Source organism: Foliimonas ilicis, assembly GCF_039939195.1.
Lineage (GTDB): Bacteria > Pseudomonadota > Alphaproteobacteria > Rhizobiales > Rhizobiaceae > Foliimonas > Foliimonas ilicis.
This window is the reverse complement of the sequence record NZ_JBDUUH010000014.1, coordinates 121352-136282: the sequence shown is the minus strand read 5'-3', so window position 1 is coordinate 136282 and position 14931 is coordinate 121352. Positions and strand designations below refer to the sequence as shown.

The 14931-nt window shown below is 58.7% G+C and carries 17 protein-coding genes; 12 read left to right on the top strand and 5 right to left on the bottom strand.

The genetic code is table 11. The features are described from left to right. Nucleotides 1-12: 12 nt before the first annotated feature. A complete protein-coding gene (gene dapA / locus ABFT80_RS24530; RefSeq protein ID WP_347974601.1) occupies nucleotides 13-894 on the top strand; it encodes a 4-hydroxy-tetrahydrodipicolinate synthase in 882 nt (293 codons plus the stop codon). Nucleotides 895-919: 25 nt separating this feature from the next. Continuing rightward, the gene (smpB, locus tag ABFT80_RS24525) at nucleotides 920-1396 is read left to right on the top strand and encodes an SsrA-binding protein SmpB (protein WP_455190005.1); all 477 of its coding nucleotides are present in this window, start codon (nucleotides 920-922) and stop codon (nucleotides 1394-1396) included. 155 nt (nucleotides 1397-1551) lie between these two features. On the opposite strand, the gene ABFT80_RS24520 is transcribed toward smpB, so the two are convergent. Both ABFT80_RS24520 and ABFT80_RS24515 read right to left on the bottom strand, forming a co-directional pair. Beyond that, nucleotides 1552-2217 (bottom strand): uracil-DNA glycosylase, encoded by a 666-nt coding sequence (locus tag ABFT80_RS24520; protein WP_347974564.1) that lies wholly within the window; start codon nucleotides 2215-2217, stop codon nucleotides 1552-1554. A 6-nt stretch (nucleotides 2218-2223) separates the two neighbouring features. Further along, on the bottom strand, nucleotides 2224-2802 hold the full coding sequence (locus tag ABFT80_RS24515; RefSeq protein WP_347974563.1) for a LabA-like NYN domain-containing protein: 579 nt from the start codon (nucleotides 2800-2802) through the stop codon (nucleotides 2224-2226). A gap of 290 nt (nucleotides 2803-3092) precedes the next feature. On the opposite strand from ABFT80_RS24515, the gene rpoZ reads away from it, so the two are divergent. The 8 genes from rpoZ to recO all read left to right on the top strand — a co-directional run bounded on the left by rpoZ (nucleotide 3093) and on the right by recO (nucleotide 10268). Then, complete coding sequence (rpoZ, locus tag ABFT80_RS24510) at nucleotides 3093-3494, top strand: DNA-directed RNA polymerase subunit omega (RefSeq protein WP_347974562.1); 402 nt, start codon at nucleotides 3093-3095, stop codon at nucleotides 3492-3494. A 110-nt stretch (nucleotides 3495-3604) separates the two neighbouring features. Beyond that, nucleotides 3605-5824, top strand: coding sequence for a RelA/SpoT family protein (locus tag ABFT80_RS24505; protein ID WP_347974561.1), 2220 nt, complete (start codon nucleotides 3605-3607; stop codon nucleotides 5822-5824). Nucleotides 5825-5834: 10 nt separating this feature from the next. Continuing rightward, on the top strand, nucleotides 5835-6413 hold the full coding sequence (gene pyrE, locus ABFT80_RS24500; RefSeq protein ID WP_347974560.1) for an orotate phosphoribosyltransferase: 579 nt from the start codon (nucleotides 5835-5837) through the stop codon (nucleotides 6411-6413). A gap of 209 nt (nucleotides 6414-6622) precedes the next feature. Then, entirely contained in the window at nucleotides 6623-7021 is a 399-nt protein-coding gene (gene acpS / locus ABFT80_RS24495) for a holo-ACP synthase (RefSeq protein ID WP_347974559.1), read from the top strand. A gap of 92 nt (nucleotides 7022-7113) precedes the next feature. Beyond that, complete coding sequence (gene lepB, locus ABFT80_RS24490) at nucleotides 7114-7863, top strand: signal peptidase I (RefSeq protein ID WP_347974558.1); 750 nt, start codon at nucleotides 7114-7116, stop codon at nucleotides 7861-7863. 3 nt (nucleotides 7864-7866) lie between these two features. After that, nucleotides 7867-8589, top strand: coding sequence for a ribonuclease III (rnc, locus tag ABFT80_RS24485; RefSeq protein WP_347974557.1), 723 nt, complete (start codon nucleotides 7867-7869; stop codon nucleotides 8587-8589). Further along, nucleotides 8586-9506 (top strand): GTPase Era, encoded by a 921-nt coding sequence (gene era, locus ABFT80_RS24480; protein WP_347974556.1) that lies wholly within the window; start codon nucleotides 8586-8588, stop codon nucleotides 9504-9506. Before rnc ends, era begins: the two co-directional genes overlap by 4 nt. A gap of 18 nt (nucleotides 9507-9524) precedes the next feature. After that, nucleotides 9525-10268 carry a DNA repair protein RecO gene (gene recO, locus ABFT80_RS24475; protein ID WP_347974555.1) on the top strand — a complete coding sequence of 248 codons (744 nt, stop codon included), beginning with the start codon at nucleotides 9525-9527 and terminating at the stop codon, nucleotides 10266-10268. A 198-nt stretch (nucleotides 10269-10466) separates the two neighbouring features. Here the strand turns inward: recO and ABFT80_RS24470 are convergent, their stop codons facing one another. Continuing rightward, a complete protein-coding gene (locus ABFT80_RS24470; protein WP_347974554.1) occupies nucleotides 10467-11693 on the bottom strand; it encodes an MFS transporter in 1227 nt (408 codons plus the stop codon). Between the two features lie 237 nt (nucleotides 11694-11930). Between ABFT80_RS24470 and ABFT80_RS24465 the strand changes: the two genes are divergently transcribed. After that, nucleotides 11931-12392 (top strand): GNAT family N-acetyltransferase, encoded by a 462-nt coding sequence (locus ABFT80_RS24465; protein WP_347974553.1) that lies wholly within the window; start codon nucleotides 11931-11933, stop codon nucleotides 12390-12392. Next, nucleotides 12389-13849, top strand: a complete 1461-nt coding sequence (locus ABFT80_RS24460; RefSeq protein ID WP_347974552.1) for a RimK family protein — start codon at nucleotides 12389-12391, stop codon at nucleotides 13847-13849. Before ABFT80_RS24465 ends, ABFT80_RS24460 begins: the two co-directional genes overlap by 4 nt. On the opposite strand, the gene ABFT80_RS24455 is transcribed toward ABFT80_RS24460, so the two are convergent. Next, nucleotides 13806-14360 (bottom strand): GNAT family N-acetyltransferase, encoded by a 555-nt coding sequence (locus ABFT80_RS24455; protein ID WP_347974551.1) that lies wholly within the window; start codon nucleotides 14358-14360, stop codon nucleotides 13806-13808. The genes ABFT80_RS24460 and ABFT80_RS24455 overlap by 44 nt on opposite strands. A gap of 4 nt (nucleotides 14361-14364) precedes the next feature. Next, nucleotides 14365-14931 (bottom strand): helix-turn-helix domain-containing protein, encoded by a 567-nt coding sequence (locus ABFT80_RS24450; RefSeq protein ID WP_347974550.1) that lies wholly within the window; start codon nucleotides 14929-14931, stop codon nucleotides 14365-14367.

Genomic DNA, 14931 nt, shown 5'->3' with positions numbered 1-14931 from the left:
AGATTTATGGAAATGCTGAGAGGCTCGCTCACTGCGCTCGTTACACCCTTCGACCGGAATGGCGGGTTCGACGAGAAAGCCTTTCGCGATTTTGTCGATTGGCAGATCGTAGAAGGCACGCAAGGGTTGGTTCCTGTCGGCACGACCGGCGAATCGCCCACGCTTTCGCACGAAGAACACCGTCAGGTCGTAAAGGCCTGCATCGAAGTGGCAAAGGGCCGCGTGCCTGTTGTCGCAGGCGCAGGATCAAACAACACGACAGAAGCTGTCAGCCTTGCGCAATATGCCGAAAAGGCTGGTGCGGATGCGGTTCTGGTGGTTACGCCCTATTACAACAAGCCGACCCAGCGCGGTCTCTACGAGCATTTCGCAACGATCGCCAAGTCAACCAGCCTGCCGATCATCATCTACAACATCCCGCCGCGCTCGGTGATCGACATGACGCCGGAGACGATGGGACGGCTGGCGCACGACTTCAAGAACATCGCTGGCGTCAAGGATGCGACCGGCAAGGTCGAGCGCGTGTCGGAACAGCGCATCACCTGCGGCAAGGATTTCATCCAGCTTTCGGGCGAAGATGCTTCGGCGCTGGGCTTCAATGCACATGGCGGAATTGGCGCTATCTCCGTTACGGCCAATGTCGCGCCGCGGCTTTGCTCCGAATTCCAGGAAGCGACGCTCAATGGCGACAAGGAGCGAGCGCTCGAGCTGCAGGACAGGCTGATGCCGCTGCACAAGGCGATCTTCATCGAACCCGGCGTCTCCGGTGCGAAATACGCGCTGTCGCGGCTCGGCAAGATGCAGAATGTGCTGCGTTCGCCGCTGATGACGGTCGAGGATGCGACGGCTGAAAAGATCGAGGCTGCGATGAAGCACGCCGGATTGATTAACTGACGCGCCAGACGCGCGCTTGAACCTGATGGCCCAGAAAAAAGACGATCCAAACAACAAGACCGTTGCTGAAAACCGCAAAGCGCGCTTCTCCTATGAAGTGCTCGACACGGTCGAGGCAGGCCTCGTGCTGACTGGCACCGAGGTCAAGTCGCTGCGGCAAGGACAGGCGAATATCGCCGAATCCTACGCTTCCGTCGAAGGCGGCGAGGTCTGGCTGATAAATTCGTATTTGCCCGAATATCTGCAGGCCAATCGCTTCAATCACGAGCCGCGCCGCAGGCGTAAGCTGCTTTTGAACAAGCGTGAAATGGCGCGCATGGCGCAAAGCGTCGACCGCGAAGGCATGACGCTCGTTCCGTTGAAGATCTACTTCAACGATCGCGGCCGCGCAAAAATTCTGCTCGCGGTCGGCCGCGGCAAGAAACTGCACGACAAGCGCGAGACCGAAAAGAAGCGCGACTGGAACCGCGAAAAGGGCCGGTTGCTGAAGGAAAGAGGGTAAGAGAGCGAATAGCGAATAGTAATTAGCGAATAGGGATTTCTTTATATAAAACCTGTTGCGCAAAACTCGATCAGATTATCCATCGCTATTCGCTATTCGCTATTCGCTATTCGCTATTCGCTATTCGCTATTCGCTATTCGCTATTCGCTATTCGCTATTCGCTATTCGCTCCTACCGCTTCCCTTATCTTCCGAAACACATCCACGAACATCTCCGTCGTCAACACACCGGTATTGGTGTTGTAGCGGGAGCAATGATAGCTCGAAAACAGCTTGATGTTGTCCACCTGCTGTTGCGCGCCGTGTTTGAACGGGTAGGCGGCAACCCGCTGTCCCAGCGCGCGAACTGTTGATTGATGCGCGATGGTGCCGAGTGTCAATATGGCTTCGAGATTTGGGAACCGCGCGATGGTCGGCACGAGGAACGTCCGGCAGGTGTTGATTTCCTGGCCGACAGGTTTGTTTTCCGGCGGAACGCACCGCACCGCATTGGTTATCGCGGCGTCGATCAATTCCAGGCCGTCATCCGGCCTTGCGGCGAAAGTGCCGCGCGCGAAGCCGAAATCGATCAGCGTGTTGTAGAGAAGTTCACCCGCATAATCACCGGTGAAGGGGCGTCCCGTTCGATTCGCGCCGCGAACGCCGGGTGCCAGCCCGACAATCAGCAGACGCACCTTTTCCTCACCGCCGGTCGGGATGAAGCTCGGCACCGGCGAATTAAACCATTCCGGCTCGCGCTGACGCCAGAAGGCTAGAAAATCGTGCAGTCGTGGACAAAGAGGGCAGTCGCGAGACGGCTCTGCGGCATTCGTGGAAAGCATATATCCTCAGTAGTCGTCTTCTTCGTTTTCCGGGTCAGGACGTCGAAGCGGACGTTCTGAAGGATCGCGGCCAATATCCGACTTCAGCGTCACCAGATCGATGAAGTGATCTGCCTGACGGCGAAGATCATCTGAAATCATAGGCGGCTGCGATGCCATGGTCGAAACGATACTGACCTTCCTGCCGCGTCTCTGCAAGGCCTCGACGAGCGTCCTAAAGTCGCCATCCCCGGAGAAAATGACATAGTGATCGACGGAATCGGCAAGTTCCAGTGCATCGACGGCCAGTTCGATGTCCATATTGCCCTTGATCTTCCGGCGTCCGGCCGAATCCGTGAATTCCTTGGCGGGCTTGGTCACGACCTTGAAACCATTGTAGTCGAGCCAGTCGATCAAAGGTCTGATCGAAGAATATTCCTGATCTTCGATAAGGGCGGTGTAGTAATAGGCGCGCAACAAATATCCGCGTTTCTGAAAGCTCGAAAGCAGCTTGCGATAATCAATGTCGAAGCCGAGCGATCTTGACGTTGCGTAGAGATTGGCCCCGTCTATAAACAGCGCAATCTTCTCCCGTGGGTCAAACATCGAAAACATTCCCTTAAAAATAGAGTTGGTAAAATTCAAACGACGTATTCGGGTTCTTCTTGAAAATTTCCCGTTCAACTATTCTGCTTTGTAAACTATCGGCGCACCGATAGTGTTCCAAGGGATTTCGCTGCTGGCCGCCTAATTTGTGGTTGTCCACATGCGTTTCGGTTACTGCAGGCGGCGGGAGGCCTCACAGGTCAGTGCGCTTCGATGCTTGTATTTCAAGCGCATTCAGGTTATTGAGCGCGCCTGTTTCTCACAAAAATCACGTATGAAAGGGGCAATCAATGGCCCGCGTCACCGTTGAAGATTGCATCGACAAGGTCGATAACCGTTTCGAACTCGTGCTTCTGGCCGGCCATCGCGCCCGTCTGATTTCGCAGGGTGCCCCGATCACGATCGATCGCGACAACGACAAGAACCCGGTCGTCGCGCTCCGCGAGATCGCCGATGAGACCCTTTCGCCGGGCGATCTGAAGGAAGATCTGATCCACTCGCTGCAGAAGCATGTCGAAGTTGACGAGCCTGAAGTCGATGCGTCGGAAATCGCCGATGGTTCGACCGACGCGACTGCTTCGGCTACCGCTGAAGACGGTGAAGAGAATGTCACTTTCGACCGCATGACCGAAGAAGACCTTCTGGCAGGCATCGAAGGCCTCGTTGCACCCGAAAAAAGCGACGATTACTGATATTTAGAGGCCCCGCCGCCTTCCGCGACGGGGGTTTCGTGGCTATTTATGACATGCGCCGTATCCAACGATGCGGCGCATGATTCTTTTTGGTCTACGGGAAACTGCCCATGATGCGTCAATACGAGCTTGTCGAGCGCGTTCAGCGCTACAAGCCTGACGTGAATGAGGCGCTGCTGAACAAAGCTTATGTCTATGCCATGCAAAAGCATGGGCATCAGAAGCGGGCGTCCGGCGATCCCTATTTTTCCCATCCGCTGGAAGTCGCCGCCATCCTTACCGACATGAAGATGGACGAGGCGACGATTGCCGTTGCGCTGCTCCACGACACGATCGAGGACACGACCGCCACAAGGCAGGAAATCGACGAGCTTTTCGGCGAGGACATGGGCAAGCTGGTCGAAGGACTGACCAAGCTCAAGAAGCTCGATCTGGTGTCCAAAAAGGCCGAGCAGGCCGAGAACCTCCGCAAACTGCTTCTGGCAATTTCCGACGATGTGCGTGTCTTGCTGGTCAAGCTTGCCGACCGCCTGCACAATATGCGCACGCTCGATCATATGCCCGATCACAAGCGGTTGCGCATTGCCGAAGAGACGATGGATATCTACGCGCCGCTTGCAGGGCGCATGGGTATGCAGGGCATGCGCGAAGAGCTTGAGGAGCTTTCCTTCCGCTACATAAACCCGGAAGCCTATGAGACCGTCATCGCGCGTCTGGCAAATATGCTTGCGCGCAGCGAGGGCGTTTTGGGTGACATCGAGAAGTCGCTGTCCGAGCTGTTCGCGAAATACGAGTTGAAGGCGAGCGTCAAAAGCCGCCAGAAAAAGCCCTGGTCGGTGTTCCGAAAGATGGAAACCAAGGCGCTTTCCTTCGAGCAATTATCCGACATCTTCGGCTTTCGTGTCGTCGTCGATACGGTCGAGGATTGCTACCGCGCGCTTTGCGCCATCCACACAACATGGTCGATGGTTCCGGGGCGTTTCAAGGATTATATCTCGACGCCCAAGCAGAACGATTATCGCTCGATCCACACGACCATCGTCGGTCCGTCGCGCCAGCGTGTCGAACTGCAGATCCGAACCCGCGAGATGAACGACATTGCCGAATATGGCGTGGCGGCGCATTCGATCTACAAGGACACGAACGGCAAGTCGAATGGCGCGGAGCATGCAATCTCCAAGGAGACGAACGCCTACGCCTGGCTTCGCCGCACCATCGAGCAGCTTTCGGAAGGCGACAACCCGGAAGATTTCCTCGAAAACACCAAGCTCGAACTCTTTCAGGACCAGGTTTTCTGCTTCACGCCCAAGGGCATGCTCATCGCCCTGCCGCGCGGTGCGACGCCGATCGATTTCGCCTATGCGGTGCACACCGATGTCGGCGACACCTGTGTTGGTGCCAAGGTCAATGGTCGCATCATGCCGCTGGTCACGGAATTGAAGAATGGCGACGAGGTGGAGATCATCCGCTCGAAGGCGCAGGTGCCGCCTGCCGCCTGGGAATCGATCGTCGTGACCGGCAAGGCGAGGGCGGCGATCCGCCGTGCCACCAAGAACGCCATCCGCAAGCAATATTCGGGTCTCGGCATCCGTATTCTCGAGCGTGCCTTTGCCCGAACCGGCAAGACCTTCTCGAAGGAGGGCCTGAAACCGGTTCTGCCCAGGCTGGCGCGCAAGGACATCGAGGACGTTCTGACCTCGGTCGGTCGCGGCGAACTGTCATCGACCGATGTGCTGAAGGCCGTTTATCCCGACTTCAAGGACGAGCGCGTCACGCCCCAGCCGCGTCCGCGCGAAGAAGGCTGGTCGAAAATCCGCAACGCGGCGGGCATGCTGTTCCAGTTGCCGGGGCGCTCCAAGAAGGACACTCCAGCCGAACCCGGCGCCTTGCCGATCCGCGGCATTCGCGGCGATCTGCCGGTGCGCTTCGCGCCGGAAGGAGCTGTTCCGGGCGACCGCATCGTCGGCATCATCCAGCCGGGCGAGGGCATCACCATCTATCCGATCCAGTCGCCATCGCTGAAGGATTTCGACGACCAGCCCGAACGCTGGATCGATATTCGCTGGGATATCGATACGGACACAAAAGAGCGTTTCCCGGCCCGCGTGTCGGTGACCGCGATAAACGCACCCGGATCGCTGGCAGAAATCACGCAGGTCGTTGCATCCAACGATGCGAACATCCACACTTTGTCGATGCTGCGCACTGCGCCCGACTTCACGGAAATGCTGATCGATCTCGAAGTCTGGGATCTCAAGCATCTGAACCGGCTGATTTCTCAGCTCAAGGAAAATTCGAGCGTCAGCGAAGCGCGGCGCGTAAATGGTTGATGGGGCAAGCATGAAGACAGAAGACGTAATCGACATTTTCCGCGAGACGGGTGCCGTTCTCGAGGGCCATTTCGTGCTGACCTCTGGCTTGCACACGAACCTTTTCCTGCAAAAGGCGCGCGTCTTCATGCATGCCGACAAGACCGAAATCCTCTGCCGCGCGCTGGCGCAGAAGATACGGGCCGAGGTTCCAGGCAAAATCGATTACGTTGTCGGTCCGGCAATCGGCGGCATCATTCCATCCTACGAGACATCGCGTCATCTGGGCGTGCCGTCCGTCTGGGTCGAGCGCGAAAACGGCATTTTCCGCCTGCGCCGCTTCGATCTGGAAAAGACCGCCAAAGTCGTCATCGTGGAAGATATCGTCACGACCGGCCTGTCGATCCGCGAAACCATCACGTGTATGCGCGAGATAGGCATCGAGGTCGTTGCAGCCGCCTGTATCGTCGATCGCTCTGCGGGCAAGACCGATGTCGGCGTGCCTTTGATCTCGCTGGCCGAATATGAAGTGCCGGCTTATCCTGCCGACGCAATTCCGCCCGAACTTGCAGCCATTCCGGCGGTGAAGCCGGGCAGCCGGAATATTTAACGTATGAATTGTCATCTCACCCCCCTCTGGGCTGCCGCCCATCTCCCCCTCAAGGGGGGAGATCAGACTTCATGTCCGGCAGGTATATTTGTGGGAACGGTGAAGATTGAAAAAAGCCATCGTGACATCCAATCTCCCCCCTTGAGGGGGAGATGCCCGGCAGGGCAGAGGGGGGTGTTGACGGGCAAAAACGAGGTGAGGTTCGCGAAATGATCCTCGGCATCGGCAGTGATCTGATCGACATCAGGCGGATTGAAAAGACGCTGGAGCGCCATGGCGAGCGCTTCAAGGCGCGTGTTTTCACCGATATCGAACAGGCACGGTCGGAGCGGCGCAAGGAGCGCGCTGCCTCTTACGCCAAGCGTTTCGCGGCCAAGGAAGCCTGTTCGAAAGCGCTCGGCACCGGCATGTCGCAGGGCGTTTTCTGGCGCGATATGGGTGTCGTCAATCTTCCCGGCGGCAAGCCGACCATGCATTTGACCGGTGGCGCGGCCAAGAAGCTGCATTCGATGCTGCCGAAGGGCCACCGCGCCTCGGTCCATCTCACCATAACCGACGATTATCCGCTGGCGCAGGCTTTCGTCATCATCGAGGCTATTCCGGTCTGATAAAGGCCATTTTCTTCGGGTTTTTCGGCCTTCCGCTCCGTTGCTCCCTGCGCTGCGAGCCCTTATAACCCGGACGCACAATTGAGGACGTAATGAGCGTGGCTGAAAAACGAGAGAAGAAATCGGGCGGACTTGGCGAGACCGTCAATGTCATCGTCCAGGCGCTTATTCTGGCGCTGGTCATTCGCACGCTGCTGTTCCAGCCATTCTCCATTCCGTCCGGCTCGATGCGCCCGACGCTTCTGGAAGGCGATTATCTCTTCGTGACGAAATGGGCTTACGGCTATTCGCGCCATTCGCTGCCTTTCTCGCCAAATCTGTTTTCGGGCCGCATCTGGGGCAGCCCGCCTGAGCGCGGTGACGTTGTCGTCTTCAAATTCCCGCCGAACACTGCGATCGATTACATCAAGCGTGTCATCGGCATGCCGGGCGACACGGTGCAGATGCGCGAAGGTCAGGTGTTCATCAATGGCGAGGCGGTGCCGCGCGAAAAGGTGGACCAGATCACCAATCCCGACATCACCGAAGTCGATCGCCCGGTCGATGTGTATCGCGAGACGCTGCCGAACGGCGTCTCCTACAACACGCTCGACCTGACCCCGAACGGCATTGGCGATAACACGCGCGAATTCGTCGTGCCTGAAGGTCATTATTTCATGATGGGCGACAACCGCGACAATTCCAGCGACAGCCGCTTCTCGGTCGGCTTCGTGCCGGAGGAAAATCTCGTCGGGCGCGCCAACATCATCTTCTTCTCGATTGCCGGCGGCTCCAGCCCGCTGGAAATCTGGAACTGGCCGGCCGATCTGCGTCCGTCGCGCCTGCTGACCTTCGTGCGGTAGACGATGGTTTTCAAACGGCTGTCCGGTGCAGCGCTCGCGGAAGTTCTCGGCGAGCGTACGGGCCATATTTTCCGCAACCACGAAAAGCTCCAGAGCGCGCTGACCCATGCCAGTGCGCGCGGTGCGCGTGGCGGGCTGGATTACGAACGCTTTGAGTTTCTGGGCGACCGCGTGCTTGGGCTGATCGTTGCGGACATGCTGTTCAAGGCGTTTCCTGAGGCGCCGGAGGGTGAGCTTTCGGTGCGCCTCAATGCGCTGGTCAATGCCGAAGTGCTGGCCGATATTGCCGACGAAATCGGCCTGCCGGACATGATCCGCGCCGGCAACGAGGTGAAATCGCTCGGCGGGCGAAAGCGCATCAACATTCGTGCCGACGCGCTGGAATCGCTGATTGCCGCCATCTATCTCGAAGGCGGGCTGGATGCGGCGCGCACCTTCATCGAACGTTATTGGACAAAGCGCTCGCAGGCATCGGGTGCCGCGCGCCGCGACGCCAAGACCGCATTGCAGGAATGGGCGCATCAGATTGCCGCTGCCGTTCCAATATATGTTATTGAAAGCCGGGAAGGCCCCGACCACGATCCGCTGTTCAGCGTGAGCGTGACGGTCGGTGCATTCCAGCCCGAAAAGGGCACGGGGCGCTCGAAGCGCGAAGCAGAACAGGTGGCTGCGACCGCCTTGCTCACGCGCGAAGGCGTCTGGGGCAGTGAAAAGGATAGACCGTGACCGCGACAGAAGAAAATACTGCACCGGCGACCCACTCAGGTTTCGTGGCGCTGATCGGCGCGCCCAATGCGGGCAAGTCCACGCTCGTCAACCGTCTGGTCGGCGCGAAGGTTTCGATCGTCACGCATAAGGTGCAGACGACGCGCGCTCTTGTGCGCGGCATCGCCACGCACGACAATGCGCAGATCGTGCTTGTCGATACGCCCGGCATTTTCAAGCCGCGCCGCAGGCTCGACAAGGCAATGGTCACCACCGCATGGGTTGGCGCGAAAGACGCCGACATCATTCTGGTGCTGATCGATGCCGAGCGCGGCATCAAGGGCGATGCGAACGCCATTCTGGAAAGCCTGATCGATGTTCGCCAGCCGAAGGTTCTCGTGCTGAACAAGGTCGACCGTGTGCGTCCCGAAGCGCTGCTGGAGCTGACGTCCGCCGCAAACGCCCGCGTCGCCTTCGACCAGACCTTCATGGTGTCGGCGCTCACCGGCTCCGGCTGCCAGGATTTGCTTGGCTATCTCGCAAAAACCTTGCCGGTCGGCCCTTGGTATTACCCGGAAGATCAGCTTTCCGATCTGCCGATGCGCCAGCTTGCAGCCGAAATCACCCGCGAAAAGCTTTATCTGAGGCTGCATCAGGAGCTTCCCTATTCGTCCCATGTCGAAACCGAAAAATGGGAAGAAAAGACCGACGGTTCGGTCCGGGTCGAACAGGTCATCTATGTCGAACGCGACAGCCAGAAGAAGATCGTGCTTGGCCATAAGGGCGAGACGATCCGTGCCATCGGCCAGTCGTCCCGCCAGGATCTGGCCCAAATTCTCGAACAGAAGGTCCATCTCTTCCTGTTCGTGAAGGTGCGTGAAAACTGGGGCGATGACCCGGAACGTTACCGCGAGATGGGACTTGAATTCCCGCACTGAGGGTTCACACTAGTCCTCATGGAATGGCGCGACGAAGGCATAATCCTGGGCACGCGCAAGCATGGCGAAACCAGCGTCATCCTTGAAGTGATGACGCGCGCGCATGGCCGCCATCTTGGCCTTGTACGCGGCGGCCGCTCACGAAAGCAGCAGCCGGTTCTGCAGGCCGGAAACCGTGTCAATTTGGTCTGGCGCGCCCGGCTTGATGAACATATGGGTACGTTCCAGGTCGAAGGGCTGGAACTAAACGCGGCACGGCTGTTCGACAGCGCATGCGCCGTCTACGGCCTCCAAACCCTTGCCGCCCTCCTGCGCCTTCTGCCCGAACGTGATCCGCATATCGGGCTTTACGAAACACTGTTGATCCTCATCGAGAATCTGGACGATCCAGCGAGCGCTGGCGAACTTGTCGTGCGCTTCGAAATTCTGGTTCTGGAAGAACTGGGCTTCGGACTTGATCTCACGCAATGCGCTGCGACCGGCATCCGCGAGAATTTAAGCTACGTCTCGCCCAAATCGGGTAGGGCGGTGTCGCGCGACGCCGGGGCGCCTTGGCACGACAAGATGCTGGCACTGCCTTCGTTCCTGTTGCGAGGCTCGCCGCTGCAGGCGGACATGGCCTCGATCGAAGATGCATTTCGGCTGACGGGTTTCTTCCTGTTCCGCCACGTTTATGAACCGCGCGGCATGATGGAGCCGGAAGCACGTGGTGGATTTTTGAGCGCTTTGCGTCGGTATTATGCGGCGCAGAGTGCGGCTTAGAAGGTTGGCGTTCCGTCACGCCCCCCTCTGTCCTGCCGGACATCTCCCCCACAGGTGGGGAGATTGGCAGTTGGTTTCGACGCTTCTAAACCTTCGACGACTGGCGAAATCATGGATGAGGGCCAATCTCCCCACCCGTGGGGGAGATGTCCGGCAGGACAGAGGGGGGCAACGTAGAGCTGACCCTCTCCAAGTTGCCTAAGCCCCAGCCAACTCCAACCTCTCCACCGGCTTCTCCTTGATCGGCCAATGGACGATCGCGGCAAATACGCCGAGCGCCACGCCCAGCCACCAGACCGGATCATACGTGCCGAAATGGTCGTAGAGATAGCCGCCGAGCCAGACGCCGAGGAAAGAGCCGATCTGGTGCGACAGGAAGATCACGCCGCCGAGCATGCCGAGATAACGCGTGCCGAACATGATCGCGACGAGCGAATTCGTTGGCGGCACGGTCGAGAGCCACAGCAGGCCCATGGCGATGGAGAATATGATAACGCTGGTTGGCGTCTTCGGAAGAAGCAGGAACGCTGTCACCACGACCGAGCGGGCGAGATAGATCCAGACGAGAAAGATCGGCTTGGAATATTTCTGGCTGATGAAGCCTGCGGCGAGCGAGCCGATGATGTTGAAAAAGCCGATAAGCGCCAGCGCGATCACCGCATAACGCGGCTCCATGCCGAGATCGCCGAGATAGGCGGGGAAATGGGCGGTAATGAAGGCGACCTGAAAGCCGCATACGAAAAAGCCCGATAGAAGCAGCATGTAGCTGCGGTGGCCGAGTGCTTCGCGCAAAGCCTGTCCAAGCGTCTGCTGGATTGCCGCCTGCGAGGTTTGTCCTCTGCCTGCAAGCGGGATGGCCAAAAGCGGAATCACCAGCATCGCGATGCCCAGATAGACGAGGCTGTCGGACCAGCCATATGCGTCGATCAACCCCTGGCTGATCGGCGCAAACAGGAACATGCCGGCTGAACCGGCGGCAGTGCCGATGCCGAACACGATGGAACGGCTCTCCGGCGGGGTGTGCCGTGCAAACGCAGCAAGCACGATGCTGAACGAACCGGCTGCAACGCCCATGCCGACAAGCATGCCGCCGCCGATATGCAGCATGGTCGGCGTTGTCGCGTTTGCCATGAGATAAAGGCCGAGCGCGTAAAGGATGCCACCGAGCGACAGCACGCGCCAGCTTCCGTAACGATCGGCGATTGCGCCGAAGAACGGCAAGCTCAACCCCCAGGCCAGGTTCTGAAAAGCCATTGCGAGGCCGAACGTCGTGCGGTCCCAGCCTTTTTCGGCGAGCATCGGCACCTGGAAGAAGCCCATCGCCGAACGAGGACCAAAGGTCAGCGCGGCGATGATGCAGCCGCAAATGATGATGAGCCACGGAACGTGTCTGGTGGCACTCTGGGCAGGCTGCGAAGCTGACATGATATTTTCCTTGAGGAAGCAGCACAATAAACGATGATTTGCGCCATGAAAATTGAATAGAGTGGCAGGACCAACCAATTTTATTGATCTGTTCATTCAGTTTCGCGTGATGTTCAGCTTGGGTGAAACAGGGTCACAATTAAGTCCAATTCCGGGAGCGATAGCGCTAATTGTGCTCGGGTTTAACAATCCGACTCGGAAGATGTTTAGGCCACCAACGCAGGTCCCCCGCATCGCATGCAAGCCGAATTTCGCACGGCGCACCCCGACGATCTCGACGCACTCGTGTCGATCGAAAACGCGTCCTTCCGCACCGATCTCATTTCCCGCAAAGCCCTGCGCCGCATGATTGCCAGCGCCCGCGCAGACGTGCTGGTTGCCCATAGCGGCGGGCAGATCATCGCCTACAGCGTCGTGCTCTACCGCAAGGGCAGCGCGCGGGCGCGTTTGTATTCAATCGCCTCCGTCGGTCCGCGCGGTATCGGCCGCGCTTTGCTGGATGAGGCGGAGAAACGCGCTGCCGCCCGCGGTGCGAAATCGCTCTACCTCGAAGTGCGCGAAGACAATGCGCGCGCCATTCTTTCTTATGAGCGGAACGGCTATGCGCGCTTCGGCGTTCGGGCGAACTACTACGCCGACGGCGCGACGGCGCTGCGGTATCAAAAGCAACTGATTGCCACGGAGCGGATGCGGAAATGAGCTGGGTCATTCTTACCGGCAGGCAAAGCGATCTCGATCAGGTGGCAACGCCCCACAAGATCATCACGAATCGCGATTATCTCGCTCATCCCGCGCTGTTTCGCGGGCAGCGGCCGAAGGTCATCAACCTTTCCAACAATTACGCCTATCAAAGCCGGGGCTATTATTCGTCGCTGCTGGCAAGCTCGCGCGGCCACAAGGTCATCCCGACCGTCGAGACGATGATCGACCTGTCCGAGCCGAAGCTTTACGAAAACGCTTTGCCCGAACTTGAGCAGGCGCTGAGCAAGTGCCGCAAGGAACTCGGTGAATTTCCCGAAAAGCTGACCGTGTTTTTCGGGATTGGCCCATCAAAAGCGTGGGAGCGGTTTGCGCGGCTGCTGTTCGACTGGTTTCGCGCGCCAGCCCTCGAAGTCTCGATAAAGGATCAGGACGGCTGGGCGGCCATCAAGAAGATCGGACTACTGCCGCTTGCCCGTATGAGCGCCGAAGACAAGCCACGTTTTCTTGCGGCGCTCGATTCTTATACGAGCCGTGTATGGCGCGAGGGCAAGACCCGCACGCCAGCGAGGCATACATTCGCAGCTCTTATCGATGCGAACGAACAATTGCCGCCATCCGAAATCGCTTCATTGCGCCACTGGGCGCGCATTGCCGAGAAAATGGGTGTGGAAGTCGAGCCGATCGGCAAGAAGGATATCGCAAAACTCGCGAATTACGACGCGCTTTTCATTCGCGAAACGACGTCGATCTCGAACCATACCTATCGTTTCGCCCGCCGCGCGCAGCAGGAGGGCATGCCCGTCATCGACGATCCGCTGTCGATGATCCGCTGCACCAACAAAGTCTATCTGAATGAGATGCTGGCCGCGAACAAGGTGCCGGTTCCACCGACCGTGATGATTGCGGGCCTGCCGGATCTGGAAGTCGCGGCACAGACGCTCGGTTTTCCGCTGGTCCTCAAAATTCCGGACAGTTCGTTTTCACGCGGCGTGAAGAAGGCCTCGAATTTCGATGAACTCAAGGCACTGGCGACCTTGTGGCTTGAAGAATCCGATCTGCTGATCGCGCAGAAATTCATTCCGACGCAATATGACTGGCGCATCGGCGTGCTCGGCGGAGAACCGCTTTTTGCGGTCCAGTATCTCATGGCCAAGAAGCACTGGCAGATCGTCAATCACGACCGCGCAGGCAAGCCCGATCTCGGCGGCATCAAGACATTTACGCTGAAGGAAACGCCCGCTCATGTGGTGGATACCGCGGTGCGCGCCTCGCGCTGCATAGGCGATGGGCTTTACGGCGTCGATCTGAAAGAGACCAAAGACGGCGTCTTCGTCATCGAGGTCAACGACAACCCAAATCTCGACCACGGTCTGGAAGATTCAGGCGAGAAGGACGAAGTCTGGGTGCGCCTTACGCAGTGGTTTCTGGATCGCCTGGAGCGGCAGGGGCGCTGATCTTTTTCCAGTAAATGATCGTACCCGTCAGCCCGCCATGCGGCTTTAAAGCAAAATCCGGGATTTCTCCGGTGCGGATGAAGCCGAGCCGCTCATAAAGCGATGCCGCGCCGTCCTCGGTTGCCGTGTCCAGAACCAGAAGCGTGCGCTTTCGCTCGATTGCGATCTCCTCGGCTGCCTTCATCAAGGCCGACCCGACGCCGCGTCCGCGATGGCTCATCCGCATCATCAGCTTCGCGATTTCGGCGCGATGCGGCTGGTTTGGTGGTAAGTCGAGCAACAGGCTGACCGTTCCAACCAGAAAATCGCCGTCATACGCACCAAGCACGACGCGTTCGCCGCGATCCGCCGCGGCCAGCGCCCCGGCCCAGAACGCCTCTGCATCCGCCTTGGAGAGCGGATGCATGAAACTGACCGAACCGCCATTGGCGACCACTTCGATCAGAATTTCACCGAGTGCTGCGCGAATGTCAGGCGTGGCGGTCAGCGGGCGGATTGCGATTGCGGACAAGGAATTAGCTCCGGGTGAGGGCGACAAGATATGTGCAGGCGACGGTTTGTTCATTGGCGATCGTCACTTCGGACGGCGGGCCGAAGCCTAGACAATCTCCTGTGGCAAGCTCATGCCGCTCGCCGCCTTCGATGATGGTGAGTGCGCCGGAAACGACACGGATGATCTGACGGATTTGCGCATAAGAAGACGCGGGCAGCACGACGCGCTGTCCGGCGGGCAATTCCACCTCGACCACTTCCAATGGATGGTCCGGCCGCGCAAACACCTGTCGGCGCAGATAACCAGTCGCAGGGTCGCGCCAGATCGGCTGGTCGTCGGCTCTGGTCAGGCGTTCGCCTTCGCCCTCGGCGCGCAGCAAAAGCCCGGCAAGCGTCAGATCGAATGCGCCAGCCAGCCGCACGAGAACCGTTGCCGTCGGGCTGGTTTCCTCACGCTCGATCTTGCTGATCGCCGCCTTGGAAACCTCGGAGCGTTCTGCCAGTTCGGCAAGCGACCAGCCCCGCATTTCGCGCTCAAGGCGAATGCGCTTCGCAATCTGCGTGTTCGATCTATCTACTATAGTGCCCAT

Bases quoted from the DNA above. Each gene is read 5' to 3' on its own strand.
- dapA (WP_347974601.1), top strand. From the start codon at position 13: ATGCTGAGAGGCTCGCTCACTGCGCTCGTTACACCCTTCGACCGGAAT.
- smpB (WP_455190005.1), top strand. From the start codon at position 920: ATGGCCCAGAAAAAAGACGATCCAAACAACAAGACCGTTGCTGAAAAC.
- ABFT80_RS24520 (WP_347974564.1), bottom strand. From the start codon at position 2,217: ATGCTTTCCACGAATGCCGCAGAGCCGTCTCGCGACTGCCCTCTTTGT.
- ABFT80_RS24515 (WP_347974563.1), bottom strand. From the start codon at position 2,802: ATGTTTGACCCACGGGAGAAGATTGCGCTGTTTATAGACGGGGCCAAT.
- rpoZ (WP_347974562.1), top strand. From the start codon at position 3,093: ATGGCCCGCGTCACCGTTGAAGATTGCATCGACAAGGTCGATAACCGT.
- ABFT80_RS24505 (WP_347974561.1), top strand. From the start codon at position 3,605: ATGATGCGTCAATACGAGCTTGTCGAGCGCGTTCAGCGCTACAAGCCT.
- pyrE (WP_347974560.1), top strand. From the start codon at position 5,835: ATGAAGACAGAAGACGTAATCGACATTTTCCGCGAGACGGGTGCCGTT.
- acpS (WP_347974559.1), top strand. From the start codon at position 6,623: ATGATCCTCGGCATCGGCAGTGATCTGATCGACATCAGGCGGATTGAA.
- lepB (WP_347974558.1), top strand. From the start codon at position 7,114: ATGAGCGTGGCTGAAAAACGAGAGAAGAAATCGGGCGGACTTGGCGAG.
- rnc (WP_347974557.1), top strand. From the start codon at position 7,867: ATGGTTTTCAAACGGCTGTCCGGTGCAGCGCTCGCGGAAGTTCTCGGC.
- recO (WP_347974555.1), top strand. From the start codon at position 9,525: ATGGAATGGCGCGACGAAGGCATAATCCTGGGCACGCGCAAGCATGGC.
- ABFT80_RS24470 (WP_347974554.1), bottom strand. From the start codon at position 11,693: ATGTCAGCTTCGCAGCCTGCCCAGAGTGCCACCAGACACGTTCCGTGG.
- ABFT80_RS24465 (WP_347974553.1), top strand. From the start codon at position 11,931: ATGCAAGCCGAATTTCGCACGGCGCACCCCGACGATCTCGACGCACTC.
- ABFT80_RS24460 (WP_347974552.1), top strand. From the start codon at position 12,389: ATGAGCTGGGTCATTCTTACCGGCAGGCAAAGCGATCTCGATCAGGTG.
- ABFT80_RS24450 (WP_347974550.1), bottom strand. From the start codon at position 14,931: ATGGGCACTATAGTAGATAGATCGAACACGCAGATTGCGAAGCGCATT.